Here is a 23,526-nt window from a genome sequence, read left to right as displayed (position 1 = left end):
TAAGGCGGCCTTTTTTTGTGGGACAAGACAACAGGCGGCCTGGCTATAATCGGCAGCAGTCTTACAAGGAGTTGGCATGCTCAACAGCTATCCGTACCTGCCGCATGTTCTGGCCGCACTCTGGTTCGTCGTTTGCTGGGGCGGCTATACCCGCTACGCCTCGGTGAAGGCGCGAAGCACTCCCTGCCTGGCCAGCGTCCTGCATCTGTATCGTGAGGACTGGATGCGCCGCATGTTGCTGCGTGACAACCGTATTGCCGACGCCAACGTGATTGGCAATCTCGAGCGCAACGCGTCCTTCTTCGCCTCCAGCACGCTGATCATCCTGGCCGGTATCCTCACCGTGTTGGGCGCCTCCGACCGGGCGCTGTCGCTGTTGGCCGACATTCCCTTCGTGCAGCAGGCCAGCCGAGGCCTGTCGGAGATCAAGCTGTTGTGCCTGGGCATGATCTTCGTCTACGCCTTCTTCACGTTCAGCTGGTGCATGCGTCAGTACAACTTCGCCGCAGTGCTGGTGGGTTCTGCGCCGATGGTGGGTGAACGGCACGTGACCGAGCAGGAGCGCAAGGCCTTTTCCGAGCGTGCGGCGCGGGTGATATCCATGGCAGCCAACCAGTTCAACTTCGGTTTGCGCGCATACTATTTCGGGATGGCGACGCTGGCGTGGTTCATCAACCCCTGGTTCTTCATGCTGGTGACTACAGGTGTGGTCCTGGTGCTGTATCGCCGGGAGTTTCATTCGGATGTGCTGGAAGTGATGGTCTATACCCCAACGCCGGCCGCCGAGGTGGCCAAGGAGAAGAGTGAATGAGCATTCCATTCTGGTGCGTGTTCATCAGCGCCCTGTTGATCTTCATCGCCAAGGCACCGCTGGCCAAGGCCATGGCCGAAGAGGGTGGCGGGCGCTACGACAACCATCATCCCCGGGCGCAGCAGGCACGCCTGACCGGGTTTGGTGCTCGTGCCCTGGCCGCTCACCTGAACAGCATCGAGGCATTCCCGTTGTTCGCAGCCGGCGTGCTGATGGCGCACACCACGCAGACCTACGGTTTTCTGATCGACGCACTGGCGATCACCTTCGTCGTCAGTCGCGTATTTTATCTGCTGTTCTACTGGTGGGATCTGCACTGGCAGCGCAGTCTGGTATGGGTTGTGGGCCTGGCCTGCAGCCTTTTGCTGATGCTGAGCCCCGCGCTGTAGCAGGCGGCGCGCGGAAACGACAAGGCCCGCATCGAGCGGGCCTTGTCATTTTCAGCGAAGGGGGTTATCGGCCTTCGGCCGCGTCACTGATCTCGTCACCGGCGTCCTCGATTGCGTCCGCGGCGTCATCTGCCGCTTCTTCGATCTTCTCGCCTGTGGTGGGTTCGGTACCCATCACTTCATCTGTTTTCTGCTCGATGGCTTCACCGGCTTGTTCGGCAGCTTCACCCATGGACTCGGCCGCTTCGGAAACGGACTCTTTGGCGGACTCCAGCTTGTCTTCAGGGGTTTGTTCGCAGGCCGCCAGGCCTAGCATGGCCGCGAGCAGCAGGGCATAGGTAAATGGTTTTTGCACGGTTACATCTCCATGTGTGGTGCGGATGATGGCGCGTGGCGTCATCCGTGCTACTTGGAGCGAACGAGCGAAGCGAAGTTCCTGGGCCCCCAAAGCCAAGCCCGCGCCAGAGGGCGCGGGCTTGAGGCTCAGCAGAGGTTACTGATCGGTTTCATCGGCCGGGGTGTCGGGCGAAATCACCGGCTCGGCCGGCTCGGATTCGGACGGCGGCATCTGGTCAATGGCTTCTTCACGATTCTCCTCGGCGCGCTCCTGAGCCGCTTCGTTGCGCAGCTCGGCTGCTTCGTTCGCCGATTCCTGCGCCTCGGACTGTGCCTCGCGGGCTTCTTCGGCGGTGTTCTCGGAGGGCTTGTCACAGGCGGCAAGGCCCAGCGTGGCGGCCAGCATGACGGCATAAGCGAGTGTTTTCTGCATATTGTTCTCCTTGAAAAAAATGCCATTACATTTTTTCGAAAGAGCAGAACCGCATAAGTTCATTGTCGTTATGCGCAGCAGGCCGTGCCGCATCTGTCGCCTGGCGCTATCATGCGCGCCCTTGCGTTGCCATCAAGAGGTACAAAGATGAGCACTTCCCCAGTTCTGGAGCGCGCCCAGCGCTTCCTATCGGCCCTGCGCCATTGCCAGGTGCTTGGCATGCAGGTGCAGGCGGCCGATGCCGAGGGGCTGACCCTGCGCCTGCCCTATAGCCAGCAAATCGTCGGCAACCCGGATAGCGGGGTGATCCATGGTGGCGCGATCACCGCGTTGATGGATACCACCTGTGGCATCTCCACCGTATGTGTGCTGCCGGACTTCGAGATCTGTCCGACGCTGGACCTGCGCATCGACTACATGCACCCGGCGGAGCCCGGCAAGGACGTGTTCGGCTTTGCCGAATGCTATCGGGTCACGCCTCATGTGATCTTCACCCGTGGTTACGCCTATCAGGATGACCCCGAGCAACCCATCGCTCACGTGGTCGGGACCTTCATGCGTATGGGCAAGGTGAATGCCGGCAAGGGGATTGGGGCATGAGTGCACTGAATCTGGAACAACTGGTGGCGCGCGCCCATCAGCAAAACGATTACGACCCGCTGATCAACTTGATTCCCTACGCCAAGCTGCTCGGTATCGAGTGCCTGCGCCTGGGGGACGACATGGTCTTCCGCCTGCCGGCCAATCAGGATTGCATCGGCAATCCCATGCTGCCAGCGCTGCACGGCGGAGTGATCGCCGGCTTCATGGAGCACGCCGCCATGTTGCATCTGCTGATGTTCATGGGCATTCCACATTTGCCGAAAATCATCGACTTCTCGATAGATTACCTGCGCGCCGGCCATTATCGTGACACCTACGCGCAATGCCAGGTCTGGCGCCAGGGGCGGCGGGTGGCCAATGTGGCGATCACCGCCTGGCAAACCACCCAGACCGAGCCCATCGCCACCGCCCGTGCCCATTTCAAGGTCGATGAGCCCTGAGTTCCGCCCGGAAAGCCGAGCGGCATGGCAGCGCAGCGAAACAATGACAAGGATTCTGTAGATGGATGCGTTGCTGATAATTGGTGGCCTGTTGCTGATGCTGGCCGGTCTGGTGTGGCTGGTGATGCGCGCGTTCGCCACCAGTCTGTTGTGGGGCTGGGGCAGCCTGGTGCCGCCGATCACCTTGTTCTACGTCATCAGCCACTGGAGACGTGCACGCAGTGCGGTTGCTCTGGTCGGGCTTGGCATCATCCCGCTGGTGGTGGGCATGACGCTGTTGGCCAGCAAGGATGCCGAGCGTCTGGCAGCGATCGCTCGTCTGGACTGGCTCAAACCGGAAGTACAGGCGCCGGCGGAGTTGGCCATCGACCTCAATGGTGAGCTCAATGGCCAGCCGTTTCGACCGCAGCAGGGGGAACTGATCGACGGCGTACTGGTGCTGCGTGAGGGGCTGGACTTCTTCGCCCAGCGTGAACTGAGCATTCGCCTGCCGCAGCCAGTCGATGGCCCGGTGCGTATCGACGTGTTGCCGCAGGATAGCGGCGACCTGCCCGAGGTCGAGCTGAGCTGGTTGTTGCCCGAGCAGGATTTGCCCGAGGCACGCCGTCTCGGCCGCGGCTACACCCTGCATCTGGACCTGCAGCCGCAGGCACCGAATCGCCTGGTTGGCGACTTCCATCTGGTATTGCCGCCTCGCTTCAAGACCAGCCTCAGTGGTCGCGTCGAGCTGTACCGTGATCGTTTGCGCTACGCCGATGGCGAGGTCGATGCACATTTCGATTCCCGTGACACCATCGCCCATATCCTGCAGGACTACCTGCAGCGGCGCTTCGCCACGCGCGAGGTGCGCGAGCTGGAGTTGCCGGTGTTCACCTTCGCAGGCGACACCCTGGAGCTGCAGATCGATGCACAGGTCGACGGCCGTAGCGAGCATTTGCCGGTCCGTCTGCACAAACGCGCCGAACAGGGGTGGACCGTGGAGGGCGATCATTTCCCGGCACTGCCTGCCGTGACCACGGCACAGTCTGCGCCGCAACGTGAGGCGGATGCAGCCGAGGAGCGGCTGAGTCGCCCTGTCGACCGCCGGCAGCGCTTCAGTCTGGCGCGTCTGCAACGCAACCCCGAGCAGTACCGTAACCTCAGCATGCGCCTGAGCCGCGCCAGTGGCGGTACCGTGGAGGGGCGTTTCGTCGGCATCGATGCCGACGGCAGCATTCGTCTGGCTCAGCAAATGGGAAGTGGCGGCGGGCAGGCCAGCTTCAGTTTCAGGCCGGAAGAAATCGGCCGTCTGGAGCTGCTCGAACCCTAAGAGGCCGTTGAAAAAACGTAGGCGAGGCAGCCAGTGCAAGGCAAAAACAGGCGAGAAAGCGGAGTTTACAAGTTGTAAATGAGCATTTTGAGCCTGTTTTTAACGCAGCAATGGCAACGCAGATAGTTTTTCAACAGCCTGTTAAGCCCTTGAAATTGATCATACTGCCCCCATCTGCAGGACATCCGCCGCTCGCGCGGCATAGTCCTGCATGTGGAGTTAGACGACCATGAGTGTGGAAACTCAAAAAGAGACCCTGGGCTTCCAGACCGAGGTGAAGCAACTGCTGCACCTGATGATCCATTCGCTGTACTCGAACAAGGAAATCTTCCTGCGCGAGTTGATCTCCAACGCCTCCGACGCCGCCGACAAGCTGCGTTTCGAGGCGCTGGCCAAGCCCGAGCTGCTCGAGGGCGGTGCCGACCTGAAGATCCGCCTGTCCTTCGACAAGGACGCCAAGACCGTCACGATCGAAGACAACGGCATTGGCATGAACCGCGAGGAAGTCATCGCGCATCTGGGCACCATCGCCAAGTCCGGTACCGCGGACTTCCTGAAGAATCTCTCCGGTGACCAGAAGAAGGACTCGCACCTGATCGGTCAGTTCGGTGTGGGCTTCTATTCGGCGTTCATCGTCGCCGACAAGGTCGACGTGTTCAGCCGCCGTGCCGGTACTCCGGCCAGCGAAGGCGTGCACTGGTCGAGCAAGGGCGAGGGCGAGTTCGAGGTGGCCACCATCGACAAGGCCGAGCGTGGTACGCGCATCGTCCTGCACCTCAAGAGCGGCGAGGAAGAGTTCGCCGATGGCTGGCGCCTGCGCAACATCGTCAAGAAATACTCCGACCATATCGCGCTGCCCATCGAACTGCCCAAGGAGCATTACGGCGAGGAGAAGGACAAACCGGCCGAGGTCGAGTGGGAAACCGTCAACCGCGCCAGCGCCCTGTGGACCCGTCCGCGCACCGAGGTCAAGGACGAGGAATATCAGGAGTTCTACAAACATGTCGGGCATGACTTCGAGAACCCGCTGAGCTGGAGCCACAACAAGGTCGAAGGCAAACTGGAGTACACCTCGCTGCTGTACGTACCGGCTCGTGCACCGTTCGACCTGTACCACCGCGAAGCGCCCAAGGGCCTCAAGCTCTATGTGCAGCGCGTATTCATCATGGATCAGGCCGATCAGTTCCTGCCGCTGTACCTGCGCTTCATCAAGGGTGTGGTCGATTCCAACGACCTGTCGCTGAACGTTTCCCGCGAAATCCTGCAGTCCGGTCCGGTCATCGACTCCATGAAGTCGGCGCTGACCAAGCGCGTGCTGGACATGCTGGAGAAGCTGGCCAAGGACAAGCCGGACGACTACAAGACTTTCTGGAAGGCCTTCGGCCAGGTACTCAAGGAAGGCCCGGCGGAAGATTTCGCCAACAAGGAGAAGATCGCCAGCCTGCTGCGTTTTGCCTCCACCGCTGGCGAGGGCGACGAGCAGTCCGTGTCGCTGGCCGATTACCTCGGTCGCCTCAAGGAAGGCCAGGACAAGATCTACTACCTCACCGGCGAATCCTACGCGCAGATCAAGAACAGCCCGCACCTGGAAGTCTTCCGCAAGAAGGGTATCGAGGTGCTGCTGCTCACCGACCGCATCGACGAATGGCTGATGAGCTACCTGACCGAATTCGACGGCAAGCAGTTCGTCGACGTCGCCCGCGGCGATCTGGATCTGGGCAAGCTGGACTCGGAAGAGGACAAGAAGGCTCAGGAAGAGGTCGCCAAGGCCAAGGAGGGACTGATCGAGCGCCTGAAAGGTGCGCTGGGTGAGCAGGTCGCCGAGGTGCGTGTTTCCCACCGCCTGACCGATTCGCCAGCAATTCTGGCCATCGGCGAACAGGACCTAGGGCTGCAGATGCGCCAGATCCTCGAGGCCAGCGGGCAGAAGGTGCCGGAGTCCAAGCCGATCTTCGAGATCAACCCGGGTCACCCGCTGATCGAGAAACTGGATGGCGAGGCCGACGAGGATCGCTTCGCCGACCTTTCGCACATCCTGTTCGATCAGGCAGCGCTGGCCGCGGGCGACAGCCTGAAGGACCCGGCCGCCTATGTGCAGCGCCTGAACAAGCTGTTGGTGGAACTCTCCGCCTGATTGGTCCGGTAGCAGAAAAGCCCGCCTCGGCGGGCTTTTCTATAGGTGTGATTGATCGGCTTTAATTGACAAGCGCGGTCCCGTCGTTTCAGATGCTGGCAATTTGCCGACGCCTCTGCGCGGCCTGAGGCTGTATGTCGATTTTCGAGTTGTTCTTCATCATGGGCGCGGACCCCAGTGTCCTCGTCCTCAGTCGCTACGATCCAAAGCTGGTGCTGTTGTCGCTGGCCATTGCGGTGTTTGCCGCGGGCATGGCGCTGCAGCTGGCTGGCGAAGCGCGCGACAGTTCGCAGCCGCTTGCCCGGCAGATCACCATCTTCACCGGCTCGCTGGCGCTTGGCGGCGGTATCTGGGCCATGCACTTTCTCGGCATGCTCGCCTTCGAGTTGTGCGCGGCGGTGCGTTTCGAGCTGGGCATGACGCTGCTGTCCATGCTCCCGAGCCTGGCTGCTTCCTGGGTCGCGCTGAACCTGCTGGCGCGGCGGGAACCGAGCGTGCGGCAGCTGTGCGTCGGGGGTGTGCTGGTCGGTGCCGGAATCGGCACCATGCATTACAGTGGCATGGCGGCGATGCAGATAGCGCCGATGCTGCGCTACGACCCCCGGATGTTCGCGCTGTCGATCGTCGTCGCCATCGCTCTAGCCATTCTTGCGCTGTGGGTGCGTTTCGGTCTCGAAGGGCGCCTGCCGGCACGCTGGGCGTTGTTGCTGAGCGCCCTGGTGATGGGGCTGGCGATCAGCGGCATGCACTACACCGGTATGGCATCGGCGCGCTTCGTTGGTGTACCCGAGTCGCAAACGCCAATGGCCATGGCCGACAGCGGCTACATCGCCATTACCATCACGCTGCTGACCGTTCTGCTGACGGTTTTCGTCGTGGCCGCCAACACACTGTTGCGTTACCGGCGCATGAGTCTTCAGCTCAAGGCCAGCGAGCAGCATCTGCGTTCGATCTTCGATACGGCGCTGGACGCCATCATTACCGTCGACCACACCGGCACGCTGCGCTCGGCCAATCGCGCGGTGTCGCGCCTGTTCGGCTGGACCCCGCAGGAACTGATCGGTCGGCACATGAGCATGCTGGTGCCCGCGCGTCATCTCGGCCAGATGCAAACGCTGATGGCCGACTATCTGAGAACCGGGCGGCTGACGCTACCGTCGGGTGAGCAGGAACTGGTCTGCGTCACCCGCGATGGCGAAGAGAAACCGGTGCGCATCGGCATTGGCATCACTCATGCCGGCAGTCGTCCACTGTTCGTGGTGTTCGTCGCCGACATCAGCGAACGCCAGCGAATGGAGAAGGCCCTGCGCAGCAGTGAACAGCAGTACCGCTCGCTGATCGGCAATATCCCGGGCGTCTCGTTCCGCTGCCTGCTGGATCGCAACTGGAGCATGCTGTTCATCAGCGACGCAGTGCAGACCCTGACGGGCTACAGCGCCGACGACTTCATCAGTGGTCGCTGCTCGATTGCCGACATGTATCACCCGGACGACTACCAGCCAATCGCCGATCAGGTCGCTGAGGCCATCGAGCAGGGGCGCAACTATTCGGTCGAGTATCGCCTGTTCGACCGTGAGGGCCGCGAGCACTGGGTCTGGGAGAGCGGAAGCGCGGTTTGTGACGAACAGGGCGTGCCGCGCTGGATCGACGGCGTGCTGATCGATCAGACCGAAACCAAGCGGCGCAACGCCGAGTACGAAGGTAAGGTCACGGCGATAAGCAAGGCCATGGCGCTGATCGAATACGATCTTGACGGCAATATCCTGGATATCAACGACAACGCGCTGGCGCTGTTTGGTTATACGCGGGAAGAAGTGATCGGCCGGCACCACGCCTTGTTCTGCACGCCCGAACTGGTGGATAGCGACGCCTATCGCCAGATCTGGACGGAGCTGCGTGCAGGGCTCCTGCATACGGGCGAGTACCAGCGCCTCGCCAAGGGCGGCCGGGAAGTGTGGATCCAGGCCAGCTACAACCCGATCCTCGATACCGACGGCAGGCCGTTCAAGGTCGTCAAGCTGGCCACTGACCTGACTCCCCGCCGGGTGATGGAGCAGGATCTGCGTGCTGCCCGTGATCGAGCCGAAGCAGCCGCTGCCGCGCGTAGCAGCTTCCTGGCCAATATGAGTCACGAAATCCGTACGCCGATGAATGCCATCATCGGCTTCACCGATCTGCTGTTGGAAACGCCGCTGTCTCCCGATCAGCGTCGCCATTTGAGCACGGTGCAGCATTCTTCGCGTTCGCTGCTGGGGCTGCTCAATGACATTCTCGACACGGCCAAGCTCGACCGGGGCGCCATCGAGCTGGAGCAACTGGATTTCTCCCTGCGCGAACTGTGCGAGCAGGTGGTGGCAACCCAGCGCCTGGCGGCGGAAAGCAAAGGGCTGCAGCTGCATCTGGACTACCCGGGCACGGTCGGCGATTTCTTCTGTGGCGACCCGTTGCGATTGCAGCAGGTGCTGACCAACCTGCTGGGCAACGCGGTCAAGTTCACCCAGCAGGGCGAGGTGCGTCTGCAGGTGTCCGGCGAGTCGGGTGCGATGCGTCTGGCCGTGAGGGACACCGGCATCGGCATCGCCGCGGACCGGCTGGAGAAGATCTTCGAGCCTTTTGCGCAGGCCGATGCCTCGATGAGTCGACGCTTCGGTGGCACCGGCCTGGGTACCACCATTTCGCGGCAACTGGTCGAGCTGATGGGGGGCCGGCTGAAGGTGGAAAGCACCGAGGGGCAGGGCAGCTGTTTCAGCGTCGAGCTGCCGCTGCGTGCTGGCAAACGCCTGCCTTCGCAGCAGCGCGCAGTGCTGCCGGAGCTCGGCGAGCTGGACATTCTCGCTGCCGATGACGTACCGCAGAACCTCGAGTTGCTGCGGCTGATGCTGGAGAGCCTTGGGCACCGCGTGCATTGCGTAGCCGATGGTGAGGGCGCGCTGCAGGCCTTCGCCGAGAAGCGCTTCGACCTGATTCTGATGGATGTACAGATGCCGGGTGTCGATGGCCTGGAGGCATCACGGCGCATTCGCCAGCTGGAGGCCCGCGAGGCCCGTGATCCCGTGCCGATCATTGCTCTGACCGCCAGCGTGCTCGATCAGGACCGTCAGGCTGCGCTGGATTCGGGGATGAATGCCTTCGCCTCCAAGCCCCTGGATCTCGACGCATTGCTGTGGGAAATCGCGCGTCTGCTCGGTTTGACCGAGGTGCCGAGCGCCGTGGTGAGCGCCTCCCGTGTCGCCGATACGAGCCTGTTCGACTGGGTTCGTGGCAGCCGCTTGTGGGGCGGGCCATTGCGCATGGCGCAGGCGATAGGTGCTTTCATCACCGAGCAGAACGATCTGGTCGAGCGCATGAGTCGGCTCGTGGAAAGCCGCCAGTGGGACGAAGGGCGGGCGCTTGCGCATCGCCTGCACGGAGCGGCCGGCAATCTCGCATTAACCCATCTGGGCAGTCTCGGCCAGGCCATCGAGCAGGCGTTCGAAGCCCGCGACGAGCAAGGCTTGCGTAGACTGCTCGGTGACCTCGAACGCGCCTTGAAAACCGTTGCCGAGCGTGTGCCGCAGGTTCCCGGGGATACGCCCGGAGAGCCATCCGCGAAGGTTGAGCCGGGCCTTCTGGACGAGCACGTCGGTCGGCTGCGTACCGCACTCGAGCGCGGTGGTCTCGACGATGCCGCTCTGGAAGCGCTGGAGCGGGCTGTACGCGGCACTTCCGCTGTCGGTCTGCTGAAAGATTTGCGTCAGGCGCTGGACGATTTCGATTTCGACCAGGCACTGCGACTACTCGCTCAACTGTTGCTGCATCTGCAGGACGAGGAAAACACTCCATCATGACTCCGGTTGCCGATACCCGCCCGCTGTTGCTGCTGGTCGATGACGAACCCACCAACCTGCAGGTACTACGCCATATCCTGCAGGACGACTATCGCCTGCTGTTTGCCAAGGAAGGCGCACGTGCGCTGGAGATGGCCGAGCGCGAGCTGCCCGAGCTGATCCTGCTGGATGTGATGATGCCGGGCATGACCGGCTATGAGGTGTGCGAGAAGCTCAAGGCCAATCCTCGGCTGCAGTCGATACCGGTGATTTTCGTCACAGCCCTGGGGGATGTCGCCGATGAAACCCGTGGCTTCGAAGTTGGGGCGGTGGACTACATCACCAAGCCGGTCAGCCCACCCATCGTGCGCGCTCGCGTGCGCACTCATCTTTCGCTGGTGCGTGTTGAAGAGCTCAAGCAGACCCGTCTGCAGATCGTCCAGCGCCTGGGTATGGCGGCGGAATACAAGGACAACGAGACCGGTCTGCACGTGATCCGCATGAGTCATTTTGCCAAGGTCCTGGCGCTGGCCGCCGGATTCAGCGAGAGCGCCGCCGAGGAACTGCTGAACGCTGCGCCGATGCATGATGTCGGCAAGATCGGCATTCCCGATGCGGTACTGCGCAAGCCAGGCAAGCTCGACGACCAGGAGTGGCAGGTGATGCGTCAGCACGTCGAGATCGGTGCACGGATCATCGGCGAGCACAGTTCCGGGCTGCTGCGCACCGCGCAACGGATTGCCCTGTCGCACCATGAGAAGTGGGATGGCAGTGGTTATCCCAATGGCCTGAGCGGTGAAGAGATTCCCCTTGAGGGGCGTATCGTCGCCATTGCCGACGTATTCGACGCGCTGACCAGCGTGCGGCCCTACAAGCCGGCCTGGCCGGTGGAGCAGGCAGTAGCCTATCTGCGTGAACAGAGCGGACGTCATTTCGATCCGCGCCTGGTCGAGCTGTTCATCGGCTGCCTGCCGGAAATCCTGCTCATCAAGGAACGCTGGGACGAACGGCCTGTGGCTTGAAACCTTCTGTCTGAAACTGCTGCATTGGCCATTTGGCGATCGCATTGTACGCGGCTATTGTTAGGGGCCTACCATTGAAGGGCAGGTCCTTACCATGCAGAAGAAGACACTGGTTCCCCTTTTGTGCGCCGCGTTCGCCGGTCTTGCCGATGCGGCAGTCGTGACCAAGCCGGTTCCTTACAAGATCGATGGCGAAGCCTTCGAAGGTGTGCTGGTCTACGACGATTCGGTGACCGCGCCTCGTCCGGGGCTGCTCGCCGTGCCCAGCTGGATGGGCGTGAACGAGGACACCGTGGCCAAGGCTGCTCGAGCCGCAGGCGACAAGTATGTGGTGTTCGTCGCCGACATGTACGGCAACTCCATTCGCCCTACTAACGCCGAAGAGGCGGGCGCCGCAGCCGGCAAGGTGCGCGCCGACCGCCCGCTGATGCGCAAGCGTGCCCAGGCAGCGGTCGATGTGCTCAAGGCACAGAGCGGCGAGGTGGCACTGGACGTTGACCGGCTCGGCGCCATCGGCTTCTGCTTCGGTGGCGGTACGGTGCTGGAACTGGCCCGCTCGGGCGCGCCGCTGAAGGGTTTCGTGTCCTTCCACGGCAATCTGGACACGCCCAACCCGGCCGATGCCAAGAACATCAAGGCGCCAGTACTGGTGCTGCATGGCGCGGATGACCCGGCGGTACCGCAGGAGCAGGTCGATGGCTTCATCGCCGAGATGAAGGCCGCCAAGGTGGATTGGCAGCTGGTCAGCTATGGCGGCGCGGTGCATTCGTTCACCAACCCCAAGGCCAATATGCCGGGACGCAACGAATATCATCCGGTAGTGGCTGCACGGGCATTCAAGGCGATGAACGATCTGTTCGACGAGGTATTCGCCGAGCAGTGACAACCCGGCATCACGGCGTTAGGTGAAAGGCTGCCGCCATTGGGTGCAGCCCTTTTCATGCGCGCCTGTCTGTCGTATGACCGGCCTGGCTCAGGGCTGTCGCAACTCGTATGCAGCTGCGAGAGACACCCAGCGCTGCAGCGGGCCCTTGCGCGATGCGTAGTGGATCAGCAGCCAGTTTCCTTGCTGATCCAGCACCTCGCAGACGTCACCCTCGATCAGGTAGGCCCTGGTGCGACTTGCGCCATCCGGCCGTTCGTGGAGATACAGTCGTGCGTTGGGCACGGTCCAGGTCTGCGGCTGCTGATCGTCATCGAGAGCGCGACTGGCGACGATCCTGCCCTGAGGGTCGAACGTCTTCTCGAACACCGGGAAGAACACCGGGAGCTCCGGGTCGTGGCCCTGGTTGAGGTACAGGGTCTTGTACAGCCACGGGGTGCCCGACTCATCAAAGCGATAGGCGTCGTAATACCAGCGCGGTCCGCTGCGACAGTGGCTGTAGAGCGCCCGCTCTTCATTGTCGGGCTGCAGCTCCGACAGCCACGAGCAATTGGCGCGCTCCATCAGCGCCGACGGCATCTGTAACTGCTCGAAGCGACGCAGCGTCGGGCGGTAGAGATAAACGTGGTAGGCGGAGTTGACCATCCCGACTGGCACGCTGATCGCCAGATCCGGGTGGCCGTCGAAATCGTAGTCCTCGTTCACGAAGCTTGGCGCCTTTGCATCGTTGCCTTCGGGAACGCTCAGTTCGAGGCTGCTGCCGTCGGGTTGCTGCAGAAAATAGCGTTCGCCTCGCTGTTGTACCTGGGCGTGCTACCCGGGTACAGGTTCGAAACTGGCTGGATCGGCGAGGGCCAGCGTGGGCAGCAACAGAAGACCTGAGAGAGAGCGAGACAAGAGCAAGAGGGCAGTCCTTTGCGGTTGACAGGCGCCGTCTGGCGCCAGTGTTCCAGGGTACGATTTCAGCGTGGCAGTTCGATGCGTGTGGTTTCGCCAGGCACCTGCGGCCAGTCCCCGGCCGTCCAACGCTGGCGCGCCTGGTCGATCAGCTCCGCGGTGCTGGCGACGAAGTTCCAGTTCATCCGCCTCGGGCCAATGGGCTCGCCGCCGATCAGCGCCAGGTGGCACTCGCCGCAGGCGCTGAGCAGTGGCGTTTCACCCGCCGGAATCACCGCCATGGCGTGAGCAGGCAGCTTTTCGCCGTCCAGCTCGGCTTCGCCGTCGATCAGGTACAGGGCGCGTTCGCTGTGCTCGTCCGGGATCAGCAGGCTGGCACCAGCGGCCAGGCGCAGGTCGGCGTAGAGTGTCGGTGAGCGAACCGGTACTGGCGATTCCAGGCAGAAGCCGTTGCCGGCGATCAGGGTGATCTGCACCCCCATGGCATCGCTGCGCGGCAGCGACTCGGCAGGGTGGTAGCTGTAAGACGGCTCGCACAGTTCCTCGGCTTCCGGCAACGCCAGCCAGACCTGCAGGCCGTGCGCGCGCTTGTTCTGCCCGAGCTGCTCGGGCGGTGTACGTTCCACATGAGCCACCGCGCGTCCGGCGGTCATCCAGCTCACGTCGCCGGGGCCAACCAGTTGATCGGAGCCCAGGCTGTCCTTGTGCTGCAACTGGCCTTCGAACAGGTAGGTGAGGGTGGACAGGCCGATATGCGGATGCTGCGCAATGTTCAGGCCGCTGCCGGCCGGGTAGTCCTGCTCGAGCATGTGATCGAAGAAGACGAAGGGGCCGATGCTGCGAAAACGCGCCGAGGGCAGGGGACGCAGGATCGGCTGGCCGGCGATGTCTTCGGCGCGCGGGTGAATAAGCTGCAGCTCGCTCATGCTTGGGCTCCGGTCAGGCGGGTTTGTACCTGGATGTCGGTGCTGGTCATCAGCTTGTGGATCGGACATCTGTCGGCGATGCGCAGCAGTTGCTGGCGCTGCGCGTCGTCCAGCGGTCCCTTGAGCGACAGCTCCACGATCAGGCGGTAGTTGCCTTCGCGTTCTTCGCTGTCATCACGTTCGACGCTGACGTCTATGCCTTCGAGCGGCAGGCCGCGCTGACGCGCGTAGAGCAGCAGGGTCATGGCCTTGCAGGTGCCGATCGAAGCGTCGAACAGATCATGTGGGTCGGGGCCGGCACCGTCGCCACCGAGTTCGGGCGACACATCGCCGAGGAGTTGATGAGCTCCTATATCGATCTGCTGCTGCAGGCCCTTGCTGTTATGAATGCGGATCATGACGCTCCTTGTTGGCGTGATGGCGATGCTCGCCAGCCTAGGTGCTGTTGCCGTTTCGGTGCAAGCTGCCGCGTCGCCCCGGCCGACCGCCGAACTTGCCTGGCGAGTCGACGGTCTATGCTGCTCGGACCGTCAGGAGGACTCGCCCTTGCTTCAATCTAGAACGATGCCATGGATTCTTGTGCTCGGTACCCTGATCGCCTGCAGTGCCCAGGCCAGGGAATACCGCTACAGCGACGCCCATCTGCACTATGTCGACTTCTTTCAGGAAAGCGCCGGGATGGATGAGTTGCTGGAGAAAATGGCAGAGAACAACGTCGATCATGTGATGTTCTCTGGCATCCCGGTGGCCAAGAAGTGGGATGAGGACGAGCCCAAGCGTCCACGCTATTACGCCGGTGACGACGCCAATGCCTATTGGTACAGCGCCACCGACGTGTTCATCGCCGATGCCTACAAGCGTCTGCCGGCGGAGCAGCGCAAGCGTTTCCATCCGTTTCTGTCCGGCTTCAACCCCAACGACAAGAATGCCGACGCGCATATCCGCCGCATGCTGGAACTCGACCCCGGCCTTTGGCAGGGCATTGGCGAAGTCTTCACACGACACGACGATCTCACCGCGCTGATTCACGGCAGTGCCCCACGCGCGAGCAACGAAGCTTTGGCGCGGGTCTTTCACCTGGCGGCCGAATACGATCTGCCGGTGATGCTGCATTCGAACATCACCTCGAAGCGCGAACCCAAGCCCATCTACCTGGAGGAAATCGAGACCGCGCTGCGCAACCACCCGCATGTTCGCTTCATCTGGGCGCATGCCGGTACCAGTGCCGAGATTCACCGTCATCAGAAGAAGCTCGATTTTCTGCTGGACACGGTCGAGCGCATGCTCGGGCAGTATCCGAATCTGTACATCGACCTGTCTTGGACCATGCTGCGTCCCTATCTGCTGGACGCGAACGGCAAGCCCGAAGCGAAGTGGGTGCAACTGGTCAGCAGTTATCCGGAGCGCTTCATGCTGGGCTCGGATGTGGTCGGGCGCTTCGGCAGCCTGGGTGAGTACATGAAGGGCTTCGATCCTTTCCTCGACGCTCTGCCTGAAAACGTGGCGCACAAGGTGGCACGGGACAATTTCCTGGCATTGCTGCCGGCAGCCAGGCGTGAGGAACTGGGGCTTTAGAACCTGTGGTTGAGGTCAGGTTGTCTACCGATGGCAGCTAAACTTTGTCGCGCGTCTGCCGATTAAGGGAGCACCCCCAAAAAGAACGCCGCACCAGCGGCGTTCTTTTCGCTTTTTCGGAGATATCCCGATGTTTCGACAAATCTCGATCGCCATGCGTGCTGCGCTTGGTTTCGCTCTGATTGCTGCCGTAGTGATTTTGCTTGGCGTGTTCGCCGTGTTCCGCCTCAACGGCATCAACAATGCGGCAGAGGAGGCAGCGACTTACTGGACCCCCGGGCTGGTTACCGCCGGCGATGTCGAAGCAAATTTCTTACGCGTCCGTGCACTGACCCTACGCCTGATGCTGAATCGCAGTGCCGATGGCCTGCGTGAAGGCCTAGCCAGCGTGGAGACGGTTTCCCGCGAGCTGAGCCAGCGAGTGAGCGACCTGGAGGCCCATGCAGCAGCCAAGGCGGAATCCAAGGAGGCTTTTCGACGCTTCAAGGATGCGCTTGGTCTGTACCTGCAGGCGCATGCCAAGGTAATGGAATTCTCCCGTCAGGGGCTGGTCGACGAGGCCATCAGCGTCGTCAATAGCGAGCTCAATGGCTATGCCAATGCTGCAACTTCTGCGCTGATTGAACTGGCCAATTTCTACGAGAAGGGCGCGGAGACGGTCGCCATCGAGGCGGGCGGTATGGTGGCCAGCGCGTTGCGTGGGGTAATCATTGCCATGGTGTTGGCTGCAGTGCTGACGGTTGTGCTGGCCTTGGTGCTGACCCGCAGTATCACCCAGCCGCTCAACCAGGCGGTAAGCGTAGCCGAGGTGATCGCGTCCGGTGATCTGACCCGCGAGGTTCCTGTTGAAGGAAACGACGAGCTGAGCAAGCTGCAGCACTCCCTGAGCCAGATGCAGGCCAGCCTTCGCGAGACCATCCAGCGCATTGCCGACTCGTCCAACCAGCTGGCGTCGGCTTCCGAAGAACTGCATGCGGTGACCGAGGATTCGACCCGTGGTCTGCATCAGCAGAATACCGAGATCGAGCAGGCCGCTACGGCAGTCAACGAGATGACCGCTGCAGTCGAAGAGGTGGCGCGCAATGCCGTGAGTACCTCCGAAGCTTCGCGCGAATCGAACGTTACCGCGCTGCAGGGCCGTGAGCAGGTGCGTCAGACCGTCGACTCCATCGGCCAACTGGCCGATGACGTCACCACTACCTCGGGTGAGGTGGAGCAGTTGGCCGAGCGTGTTCGTGAGATCAGCAAGGTGCTCGACGTGATTCGCTCCATCGCCGAGCAGACCAATCTGCTGGCACTCAATGCTGCCATCGAAGCGGCCCGTGCCGGTGATGCCGGTCGTGGCTTCGCCGTGGTGGCCGACGAGGTGAGGGCGCTGGCCCATCGCACCCAGCAGTCGACTCAGGAGATCGAGCAGATGATCGGTGGCATCCAGAGCGGTACCGATCGCGCCGTCAATGCCATGCAGAGCAGCAATGGCCGCGCCCGCTCGACGCTGGAGGTGGCGCAGGCCGCAGGGGCGGCGCTGGAACAGATCACGCAAGCGATCTCTTCGATCAACGAACGCAACCTGGTGATTGCCAGTGCTTCCGAAGAGCAGGCGCAGGTGGCGCGCGAGGTGGACCGCAATCTGGTCAACATCCGCGACCTGTCGATGCAGACTTCCGCTGGCGCCAACCAGACCAGCGCGGCGAGCCAGGAGCTGTCGCGCCTGGCAATCGATCTCAACAACCTGGTGGCGCGCTTCAAGGTCTGAGGTAGGCTACAAACAAAAACGGCGCCCGAGGGCGCCGTTTTCTTTACCGCAGCAGCAATTACTTGCCGGTCCAGCGCTTGAGCACCAGGGTGGCGTTGGTGCCGCCGAAGCCGAAGCTGTTGCTCATCACTGTGTCGAGCTTGGCGTTTTCCACGGTGGAGAGCTGGATCGGCATGTCGGCCACTTCCGGATCGAGTTCGTCGATATTGGCCGAGCCGGCGATGAAGTTGCCTTCCATCATCAGCATGCAGTAGATCGCTTCCTGCACGCCGGCAGCGCCGAGGCTGTGGCCGGACAGGCTCTTGGTGGAGCTGATGGCCGGGGCCTTGTCGCCGAACACTTCGCGGATGCCGCGGATCTCGGCAACGTCGCCAACCGGGGTGGAGGTGCCGTGGGTGTTCAGGTAGTCGATCGGGGTGTCGACGGTGGCCAGGGCCTGCTGCATGCAGCGGATCGCGCCTTCACCGCTCGGGGCGACCATGTCGTAACCGTCGCTGGTTGCGCCGTAGCCGACGATTTCCGCGTAGATCTTGGCACCGCGGGCTAGGGCGTGTTCCAGCTCCTCGACCACGACCATGCCGCCACCGCCGGCGATGACGAAGCCGTCACGCTTGGCGTCGTAGGCGCGCGAGGCTTTTTCCGGGGTGTCGTTGTACTGGGTGGAGAGGGCGCCCATGGCGTCGAACAGGCAGCTCTGGCTCCAGTGCTCCTCTTCACCGCCGCCGGCGAAGACCACGTCCTGCTTGCCCAGCTGGATCTGCTCGACGGCGTTGCCGATGCAGTGGGCGCTGGTGGCACAGGCCGAAGAAATCGAGTAGTTAATGCCCTTGATCTTGAACGGCGTGGCCAGGCAGGCGGAGACGGTGCTGCCCATGGTCCGGGTGACGCGATATGGGCCGACACGTTTGACGCCCTTCTCGCGCAGGGTGTCGATGGCTTCCATCTGGTTCAGGGTGGATGCACCACCGGAACCGGCGATCAGGCCGGTGCGCGGATTGGAAACCTGTTCCTCGCTGAGCCCCGAGTCCTTCACGGCCTGCTCCATCGCCAGGTAGGCATAGGCGGCGGCGTCGCCCATGAAGCGAAACAGCTTGCGGTCGATCAGTTCTTCCAGGTTCAGGTTGACCGAACCGGAAACATGGCTGCGCAGACCCATTTCGGCATAGGAAGGGTTGAAACGGATGCCGGATTTGCCCGCGCGGAGGCTGTCGGCAACGGCTTCTTTGTCATTGCCCAGGCAGGAAACGATGCCCAGACCGGTAATCACGACACGACGCATGTGCAAGTCCTTCAGAAACTGTCGGTAGAGGTGAACAGGCCTACGCGCAGGCCTTCGGCGCTGTAGATCTCGCGGCCGTCGACGCTGACGCTGCCATCGGCAATACCGAGGATCAGCGAGCGGTTGATGGTGCGCTTGATATGGATGTTGTAGGTGACTTTCTTGGCGGTCGGCAGTACCTGACCGAAGAATTTCACCTCGCCGCTACCCAGAGCACGTCCACGGCCCGGGTTGCCCTGCCAGCCCAGGTAGAAGCCGACCAGCTGCCACATGGCATCGAGGCCGAGGCAGCCTGGCATGACCGGGTCGCCTTCGAAGTGGCAACCGAAGAACCACAGGTCCGGGTTGATGTCGAGCTCAGCGACGATTTCGCCCTTGCCGTGCTTGCCGCCGGTTTCGCTGATATGAACGATGCGATCGATCATCAGCATGTTCGGGGCGGGCAGTTGCGCGTTCCCGGGGCCGAACAGTTCGCCGCGGCCGCAGGCGAGCAGATCTTCCCGAGAGTAGGCGTGTTGTTTTGTCATGCGAGCTCCTCAATTGTCCCCATGCTTCTAAGGCTGGGCGGATCGTCCTGGCCGGCGCGCCTGAAAAATAGGGGGCTACTGCCGGCAGCCTAGTCATAGACTGTTGCGTTGTGGCGAAAGTCACAGCGCCGTGAGTACAGTTGTACTCTGCTAGCTCTGCATTGTCACAGAAGCAGCAGTTTCTCCTTGTAACGCCGGCTTGTCACCGGCGCTAGTCACCTATGGTCGAGCTGGCAACCAACGCAGCAGAATGCGTTGCAGATCTGCTCGTTTGAACGGTTTTGCCAGGTAATCGTTCATTCCCGCTTCCAGACAGGCTTCGCGATCGCCCTGCAGGGCGTTGGCGGTCAGGGCGATGATCGGTATCTGCCGGTACTGCTCGAGCTGGCGGATCTGCCGCGTCGCTTCGTAGCCGTCCATCAGCGGCAGCCTGCAGTCCATGAGCACCGCAGCGTATTCCTGCTGAGAGCAGCTTTGCACGGCCTGCTGACCGTCGCCTACCAGGCTGACCTGATAGCCCAGGCTGCGCAACATGGCCTCGATCACCGTCTGGTTCACCGGATTGTCTTCGACCAGCAGCACGGCTTGACCGTCGCCGCTGTCCAGTGTCTGGCTGTCGCTGCCCTGTACCTGTTCGTCATAGGGATGAAATGGCAGGGGAATCTCAAGGGTGAACACCGAGCCCGTATCCAGTTGGCTTTCTGCGCGCAGGGTGCCGCCCATGCGTTCCGCCAGGGTCCGGGCAATCGGCAGGCCCAGGCCGGTGCCGCCGTAGCGCCTGGAAATGGAGGTGTCGGCCTGCTGGAACGCATCGAACATATGCTCCAGGCGTTCGCTGTCGATGCCGATGCCGCTGTCGTGTACGGCACAGGTGAACCACAGCACCTGATCGTCCAGCGGCTGCCAACGGGTTTCCACCCGGATGTGGCCTTCTTCGGTGAACTTCAGTGCATTGCCGATCAGGTTGACCAGAATCTGCCGAATGCGCGTAGGGTCACCGCGTACTTCCAGGCGTTCCAGTCCGGGCTGGGCGTCGAGCAGCAACTGCAGGCCACGCTGCTGGGCGCTGTGCTGGAATACCTGAATGGACCCCTGCAACAGCTCCGGCAGGTTGAACGCAATGGCTTCGAGCTCCAGCGCCCCGCGTTCGATGCGCGAGAAGTCGAGAATGTCATTGATCACCTTGAGCAGGTGTTCGGTTGACTCGGTGGCCAGCGCTGCGTATTCGCTCTGCTCGTCGTTCAGACTGGTGGTTTCCAGTAGCTGCAGCATGCCCAGTACGCCGTTCATCGGGGTGCGCAGCTCATGGCTCATCATGGCCAGGAAGTCAGACTTGGCGCGGTTGGCCTGCTCGGACTCCTCGCGCGCCTGGATCAGCTCGGCGATTGCCCGTTGTTGCTCCCGGCCACTTTGTTCGAGTGCGCAGGCCAGGTTGTTGATATGCCTGGCAAGATCGGTCAGTTCGTCATTGCCTCGCTCGACCAGGGAAGGCCGGTAGTCACCGTTCTGGATGCGCTCCAGGGCCTGGCCCATGGCGCTGAGCGGTTGGGCCAGACGCCTGGCCAGACGGCGGGCGAGGAGGAAGGTGAGCAGCAGAGCGAACAGCGAGAGGACACCGGCCTTGAGCAGGATTTCCTGTTGGCGGGCATTGAAGGTGTCGTTGGACATGCCCACCACCACCCGCCCCAGGTAGCCATCACCAAGCGACTTGCCCGGTGGCGCTGAGGGATGCCCGCGGCCAGATGGACCTTGCAGGTGGATCGGCGTCTGAAACACTTCCACCTGCGGGGTGCTGTGACCTTGCTCCTTGGGGCGTTCGACGTAGACCAGAATGTTGTCGTCGCGGTCGCGTACTTCGGCAAAACGTACGTCAGGCGTGCTCAGGGTGGCGCGCAGCAGGCTTTCCAGGGTGTCGAGGTTGCCATTGATCACACCGTACTCTGTGGCAGGTGCCAGCTGATTGGCGATCAGCTGGCCGGTATGTCCCTGTTCCTGGCGCAGGTCCTGCAGGCGGGTGAAGGTGAGAAAGCCGGTCAGCAGCAGGGTCAGCAGCAGTGCCGGGCCGACGCTGATCAGTTGGGTGCGGGTATGAATATTCCAGCCGCGGCGCTGGCCAGCAGTGGTCCCGCCTTTGGAGGGTTGAGGCCCTGCGGCCTGCTGGCGAGAGGAGCAGGGCGAGGGCGAGGGGTTGCCTGTGGGCACGAGTCGTCCTTGGCAATTAACGTCGATCCGGCATGTTAACCGACCCGTTGCGCTTTGCCAGTATTCAGGCGCGCGCACCCTGCGGTAAATCTCGTTTGCTTGCTATAACTGACGGTCAGCACTGAACTTTTGCCCTGACCGGCTACTCTCGGCTCCGTATAATGCCCGCAGACCGCCATCACGCATGGCCTTATTCGGAAGACCTATGACACAGCTCCAACCCATTGCCGTCCTCGGCGGCGGCAGCTTCGGTACCGCCCTGGCCAACCTGCTGGCGGAGAACGGCCAGCGCGTCCTGCAATGGATGCGCGATCCCGAGCAGGCCGAGCAGATGCGCCAGAGTGGCGAGAATCCGCGTTACCTGAAGGGGGTCAAGCTGCACAGTGGCATCGAGCCAACCTGCGATCTTGCTGCTGCACTGCAGCAGGCCGAGCTGGTGCTGGTGGCACTGCCTTCCAGCGCCCTGCGCGATGCCCTGCAACCAGTTGCCGGGCTGTTGGCGGGCAAGATGCTGATCAGCACGACCAAGGGTATCGAAGCCAAAACCTTCAAGCTGATGAGCCAGATTCTCGAGGAGATTGCCCCCGATGCGCGCATCGGCGTACTGTCCGGGCCGAACCTGGCCAAGGAAGTGGCCGATCATGCGCTGACCGCGACGGTGATCGCCAGCGAAGATGAGCAGCTGTGCCAGCGTGTGCAGCAGGCCCTGCATGGCCGCACCTTCCGTGTTTACGCCAGTGCCGACCGTTTTGGCGTCGAACTCGGCGGAGCGCTGAAGAACGTCTACGCCATCATGTCCGGCATGGCCGCCGCCCTGGGTATGGGGGAGAACACCAAGAGCATGCTGATCACGCGTGCGCTGGCAGAAATGACCCGGTTCGCGGTCAAACTCGGCGCAAATCCGATGACCTTTCTCGGCCTGGCCGGTGTCGGCGACCTGATCGTCACCTGCTCGTCACCCAAGAGCCGCAACTATCAGGTGGGTTTCGCCCTGGGCGAGGGCCTCAGCCTGGAAGAGGCGGTGCAGCGCCTGGGCGAAGTTGCCGAGGGGGTCAATACCCTGAAGGTACTCAAGGCGCGTGCCGAGGAGCTTGATGTCTACATGCCGCTGGTCGCGGGCCTGCATGCCGTCCTTTTCGAAGGGCGTACGCTGACTCAGGTCATCGAGTTGCTGATGCGCGGAGAGCCCAAGACCGACGTCGATTTCATTCCTACCGCGGGTTTCTGAACCTGGCAGCCAATTAGAAGGAGAGCGAAGCATGAGCGATGAGAAACAGGAACTGGAACGCGAGTCGATTGTGCTGCGCATTCTGTGGATGGTGATTTTCGTAATCGTCTGGCAGCTGGCCGAGCTGCTGCTCGGCGCCGTGGTGCTGCTGCAATTGGGTTACCGCCTGTTCTACGGCGCGCCGAATGCCGGCCTGCTGGGTTTTGGCGACAGTCTCAGCCAGTACCTGGCGCAGATCGGGCGTTTCGGCACCTTCAATACCGATGAGAAGCCCTGGCCCTTCGCCGATTGGCCGACGCCTCGCGCCCCCGAAGGTGAAACTGCCCATGACATTCCGCCGGCGCCACATCCGGTGCGCGACGAGGAGCCCAAGCTGTGAGACTGTGGCTGCTGCGCCATGGCGAGGCCGAGCCGCAGGCGGCGAGCGATGCTGCCCGCGAGCTCACCGGCCACGGTCACAAGGAGGTGCAGCAAGCCGCCGCGCAGCTTTCCGGTCGGCCCCTGACTGCCATCATTGCCAGTCCGTACGTGCGGGCCCAGCAGACGGCGGAGCTGGTGCGTGACGCGCTGGGATTCACCGGTTCGGTCACTACCGTGCCCTGGCTGACGCCGGACAGTGATCCGCGTGAAGTGCTGAAGTTTCTCGATGAACGCGAAGGGGCCGAGGTGCTGCTGGTCAGCCATCAGCCGCTGATCGGCGCGCTGGGTGGGTTGCTGGTGCATGGCCATCGTCAGGAGCCGCTGCCTATGCGCACTGCCAGCCTGGCGGAACTGGAAGGGGATATCCCGGCTGCAGGTCTGATGGAGCTGCTGGCGCTGATCCATCCGCGTTGAGCTTGCGCCTGTAGCGTTCTGCCTCACGATGTAGTGCTGGTCGGGGAGGTTTTTCAGGCGAGAAACATTTCTTAACTTGCACCTCTTTTGTCTGCGTGGAATAGTCAACCAAGCAAGTGCTTGGTTGATTCCTACA

22 protein-coding genes are annotated in these 23,526 nt (G+C 62.2%); 14 read left to right on the top strand and 8 right to left on the bottom strand.

Going from position 1 to position 23,526, the window contains the following annotated elements:
• Nucleotides 1-76 precede the first annotated feature (76 nt).
• Both OEG79_RS11530 and OEG79_RS11525 read left to right on the top strand, forming a co-directional pair.
• Nucleotides 77-811 (top strand): DUF599 domain-containing protein, encoded by a 735-nt coding sequence (locus OEG79_RS11530; RefSeq protein ID WP_264145163.1) that lies wholly within the window; start codon nt 77-79, stop codon nt 809-811.
• Nucleotides 808-1,200, top strand: coding sequence for an MAPEG family protein (locus OEG79_RS11525; protein WP_264145162.1), 393 nt, complete (start codon nt 808-810; stop codon nt 1,198-1,200). The genes OEG79_RS11530 and OEG79_RS11525 overlap by 4 nt, the downstream gene beginning before the upstream one ends.
• A gap of 64 nt (nt 1,201-1,264) precedes the next feature.
• Here OEG79_RS11525 and OEG79_RS11520 read toward each other — a convergent pair whose 3' ends face one another.
• Nucleotides 1,265-1,600, bottom strand: a complete 336-nt coding sequence (locus OEG79_RS11520) for a hypothetical protein (protein WP_264145161.1) — start codon at nt 1,598-1,600, stop codon at nt 1,265-1,267.
• 93 nt (nt 1,601-1,693) lie between these two features.
• Nucleotides 1,694-1,969, bottom strand: coding sequence for a hypothetical protein (locus OEG79_RS11515; RefSeq protein WP_264145160.1), 276 nt, complete (start codon nt 1,967-1,969; stop codon nt 1,694-1,696).
• Nucleotides 1,970-2,116: 147 nt separating this feature from the next.
• Here OEG79_RS11515 and OEG79_RS11510 point away from each other — a divergent pair, with 147 nt between their 5' ends.
• The 7 genes from OEG79_RS11510 to OEG79_RS11480 all read left to right on the top strand — a co-directional run bounded on the left by OEG79_RS11510 (nt 2,117) and on the right by OEG79_RS11480 (nt 12,166).
• On the top strand, nt 2,117-2,569 hold the full coding sequence (locus OEG79_RS11510; protein ID WP_264145159.1) for a PaaI family thioesterase: 453 nt from the start codon (nt 2,117-2,119) through the stop codon (nt 2,567-2,569).
• Complete coding sequence (locus tag OEG79_RS11505) at nt 2,566-3,012, top strand: PaaI family thioesterase (RefSeq protein ID WP_264145158.1); 447 nt, start codon at nt 2,566-2,568, stop codon at nt 3,010-3,012. Before OEG79_RS11510 ends, OEG79_RS11505 begins: the two co-directional genes overlap by 4 nt.
• A 61-nt stretch (nt 3,013-3,073) precedes the next feature.
• Nucleotides 3,074-4,321: an MFS transporter gene (locus OEG79_RS11500; protein WP_264145157.1), complete on the top strand. Its 1,248-nt coding sequence runs from the start codon at nt 3,074-3,076 to the stop codon at nt 4,319-4,321.
• A 229-nt stretch (nt 4,322-4,550) separates the two neighbouring features.
• Nucleotides 4,551-6,455: a molecular chaperone HtpG gene (gene htpG / locus OEG79_RS11495; RefSeq protein WP_264145156.1), complete on the top strand. Its 1,905-nt coding sequence runs from the start codon at nt 4,551-4,553 to the stop codon at nt 6,453-6,455.
• 134 nt (nt 6,456-6,589) lie between these two features.
• Nucleotides 6,590-10,282, top strand: coding sequence for a PAS domain S-box protein (locus OEG79_RS11490; protein ID WP_264145155.1), 3,693 nt, complete (start codon nt 6,590-6,592; stop codon nt 10,280-10,282).
• Entirely contained in the window at nt 10,279-11,283 is a 1,005-nt protein-coding gene (locus OEG79_RS11485; RefSeq protein ID WP_264145154.1) for a two-component system response regulator, read from the top strand. Before OEG79_RS11490 ends, OEG79_RS11485 begins: the two co-directional genes overlap by 4 nt.
• Nucleotides 11,284-11,377: 94 nt before the next feature.
• Nucleotides 11,378-12,166, top strand: a complete 789-nt coding sequence (locus OEG79_RS11480; RefSeq protein ID WP_264145153.1) for a dienelactone hydrolase family protein — start codon at nt 11,378-11,380, stop codon at nt 12,164-12,166.
• 90 nt (nt 12,167-12,256) lie between these two features.
• Here the strand turns inward: OEG79_RS11480 and OEG79_RS11475 are convergent, their stop codons facing one another.
• The 3 genes from OEG79_RS11475 to OEG79_RS11465 form a co-directional block, all read right to left on the bottom strand.
• Complete coding sequence (locus tag OEG79_RS11475) at nt 12,257-12,871, bottom strand: XAC2610-related protein (protein ID WP_264145152.1); 615 nt, start codon at nt 12,869-12,871, stop codon at nt 12,257-12,259.
• Between the two features lie 257 nt (nt 12,872-13,128).
• Nucleotides 13,129-13,989: a pirin family protein gene (locus OEG79_RS11470; RefSeq protein WP_264145151.1), complete on the bottom strand. Its 861-nt coding sequence runs from the start codon at nt 13,987-13,989 to the stop codon at nt 13,129-13,131.
• Nucleotides 13,986-14,387, bottom strand: coding sequence for an OsmC family protein (locus OEG79_RS11465; RefSeq protein WP_264145150.1), 402 nt, complete (start codon nt 14,385-14,387; stop codon nt 13,986-13,988). The genes OEG79_RS11470 and OEG79_RS11465 overlap by 4 nt, the downstream gene beginning before the upstream one ends.
• A gap of 166 nt (nt 14,388-14,553) precedes the next feature.
• Here OEG79_RS11465 and OEG79_RS11460 point away from each other — a divergent pair, with 166 nt between their 5' ends.
• Both OEG79_RS11460 and OEG79_RS11455 read left to right on the top strand, forming a co-directional pair.
• Complete coding sequence (locus OEG79_RS11460) at nt 14,554-15,564, top strand: amidohydrolase family protein (RefSeq protein ID WP_264145149.1); 1,011 nt, start codon at nt 14,554-14,556, stop codon at nt 15,562-15,564.
• A gap of 130 nt (nt 15,565-15,694) precedes the next feature.
• Nucleotides 15,695-17,320, top strand: coding sequence for a methyl-accepting chemotaxis protein (locus OEG79_RS11455; protein WP_264145148.1), 1,626 nt, complete (start codon nt 15,695-15,697; stop codon nt 17,318-17,320).
• Between the two features lie 58 nt (nt 17,321-17,378).
• Here the strand turns inward: OEG79_RS11455 and fabB are convergent, their stop codons facing one another.
• The 3 genes from fabB to OEG79_RS11440 all read right to left on the bottom strand — a co-directional run bounded on the left by fabB (nt 17,379) and on the right by OEG79_RS11440 (nt 21,328).
• Entirely contained in the window at nt 17,379-18,599 is a 1,221-nt protein-coding gene (fabB, locus tag OEG79_RS11450) for a beta-ketoacyl-ACP synthase I (RefSeq protein WP_264145147.1), read from the bottom strand.
• An 11-nt stretch (nt 18,600-18,610) separates the two neighbouring features.
• Nucleotides 18,611-19,126 (bottom strand): 3-hydroxyacyl-[acyl-carrier-protein] dehydratase FabA, encoded by a 516-nt coding sequence (gene fabA / locus OEG79_RS11445; RefSeq protein WP_264145146.1) that lies wholly within the window; start codon nt 19,124-19,126, stop codon nt 18,611-18,613.
• A 219-nt stretch (nt 19,127-19,345) separates the two neighbouring features.
• Complete coding sequence (locus tag OEG79_RS11440; RefSeq protein WP_264145145.1) at nt 19,346-21,328, bottom strand: response regulator; 1,983 nt, start codon at nt 21,326-21,328, stop codon at nt 19,346-19,348.
• 205 nt (nt 21,329-21,533) lie between these two features.
• Between OEG79_RS11440 and OEG79_RS11435 the strand changes: the two genes are divergently transcribed.
• Genes OEG79_RS11435 through sixA form a run of 3 tightly spaced genes read left to right on the top strand, consistent with a single transcriptional unit; the run spans nt 21,534 to nt 23,390 of the window.
• Nucleotides 21,534-22,556, top strand: a complete 1,023-nt coding sequence (locus tag OEG79_RS11435; protein WP_264145144.1) for an NAD(P)H-dependent glycerol-3-phosphate dehydrogenase — start codon at nt 21,534-21,536, stop codon at nt 22,554-22,556.
• A 31-nt stretch (nt 22,557-22,587) separates the two neighbouring features.
• Nucleotides 22,588-22,935, top strand: a complete 348-nt coding sequence (locus OEG79_RS11430; protein WP_264145143.1) for a DUF4389 domain-containing protein — start codon at nt 22,588-22,590, stop codon at nt 22,933-22,935.
• Complete coding sequence (sixA, locus tag OEG79_RS11425) at nt 22,932-23,390, top strand: phosphohistidine phosphatase SixA (RefSeq protein WP_264145142.1); 459 nt, start codon at nt 22,932-22,934, stop codon at nt 23,388-23,390. Before OEG79_RS11430 ends, sixA begins: the two co-directional genes overlap by 4 nt.
• Nucleotides 23,391-23,526 lie beyond the last annotated feature (136 nt).

The sequence above is a fragment of the Pseudomonas sp. Z8(2022) genome, from assembly GCF_025837155.1.
GTDB lineage: Bacteria > Pseudomonadota > Gammaproteobacteria > Pseudomonadales > Pseudomonadaceae > Aquipseudomonas.
The sequence above is the reverse complement of the archived record's forward strand: the minus strand, read 5'-3'. Positions and strand labels throughout refer to the sequence as shown.

Coding starts and splice junctions, on each gene's coding strand:
- fabB (WP_264145147.1), bottom strand. CDS start 18,599: ATGCGTCGTGTCGTGATTACCGGTCTGGGCATCGTTTCCTGCCTGGGC.
- OEG79_RS11515 (WP_264145160.1), bottom strand. CDS start 1,969: ATGCAGAAAACACTCGCTTATGCCGTCATGCTGGCCGCCACGCTGGGC.
- OEG79_RS11520 (WP_264145161.1), bottom strand. CDS start 1,600: ATGACGCCACGCGCCATCATCCGCACCACACATGGAGATGTAACCGTG.
- OEG79_RS11455 (WP_264145148.1), top strand. CDS start 15,695: ATGTTTCGACAAATCTCGATCGCCATGCGTGCTGCGCTTGGTTTCGCT.
- OEG79_RS11430 (WP_264145143.1), top strand. CDS start 22,588: ATGAGCGATGAGAAACAGGAACTGGAACGCGAGTCGATTGTGCTGCGC.
- OEG79_RS11500 (WP_264145157.1), top strand. CDS start 3,074: ATGGATGCGTTGCTGATAATTGGTGGCCTGTTGCTGATGCTGGCCGGT.
- htpG (WP_264145156.1), top strand. CDS start 4,551: ATGAGTGTGGAAACTCAAAAAGAGACCCTGGGCTTCCAGACCGAGGTG.
- OEG79_RS11435 (WP_264145144.1), top strand. CDS start 21,534: ATGACACAGCTCCAACCCATTGCCGTCCTCGGCGGCGGCAGCTTCGGT.
- OEG79_RS11530 (WP_264145163.1), top strand. CDS start 77: ATGCTCAACAGCTATCCGTACCTGCCGCATGTTCTGGCCGCACTCTGG.
- OEG79_RS11505 (WP_264145158.1), top strand. CDS start 2,566: ATGAGTGCACTGAATCTGGAACAACTGGTGGCGCGCGCCCATCAGCAA.
- fabA (WP_264145146.1), bottom strand. CDS start 19,126: ATGACAAAACAACACGCCTACTCTCGGGAAGATCTGCTCGCCTGCGGC.
- OEG79_RS11465 (WP_264145150.1), bottom strand. CDS start 14,387: ATGATCCGCATTCATAACAGCAAGGGCCTGCAGCAGCAGATCGATATA.
- OEG79_RS11525 (WP_264145162.1), top strand. CDS start 808: ATGAGCATTCCATTCTGGTGCGTGTTCATCAGCGCCCTGTTGATCTTC.
- OEG79_RS11490 (WP_264145155.1), top strand. CDS start 6,590: ATGTCGATTTTCGAGTTGTTCTTCATCATGGGCGCGGACCCCAGTGTC.
- OEG79_RS11510 (WP_264145159.1), top strand. CDS start 2,117: ATGAGCACTTCCCCAGTTCTGGAGCGCGCCCAGCGCTTCCTATCGGCC.
- OEG79_RS11470 (WP_264145151.1), bottom strand. CDS start 13,989: ATGAGCGAGCTGCAGCTTATTCACCCGCGCGCCGAAGACATCGCCGGC.
- OEG79_RS11480 (WP_264145153.1), top strand. CDS start 11,378: ATGCAGAAGAAGACACTGGTTCCCCTTTTGTGCGCCGCGTTCGCCGGT.
- OEG79_RS11485 (WP_264145154.1), top strand. CDS start 10,279: ATGACTCCGGTTGCCGATACCCGCCCGCTGTTGCTGCTGGTCGATGAC.
- OEG79_RS11460 (WP_264145149.1), top strand. CDS start 14,554: ATGCCATGGATTCTTGTGCTCGGTACCCTGATCGCCTGCAGTGCCCAG.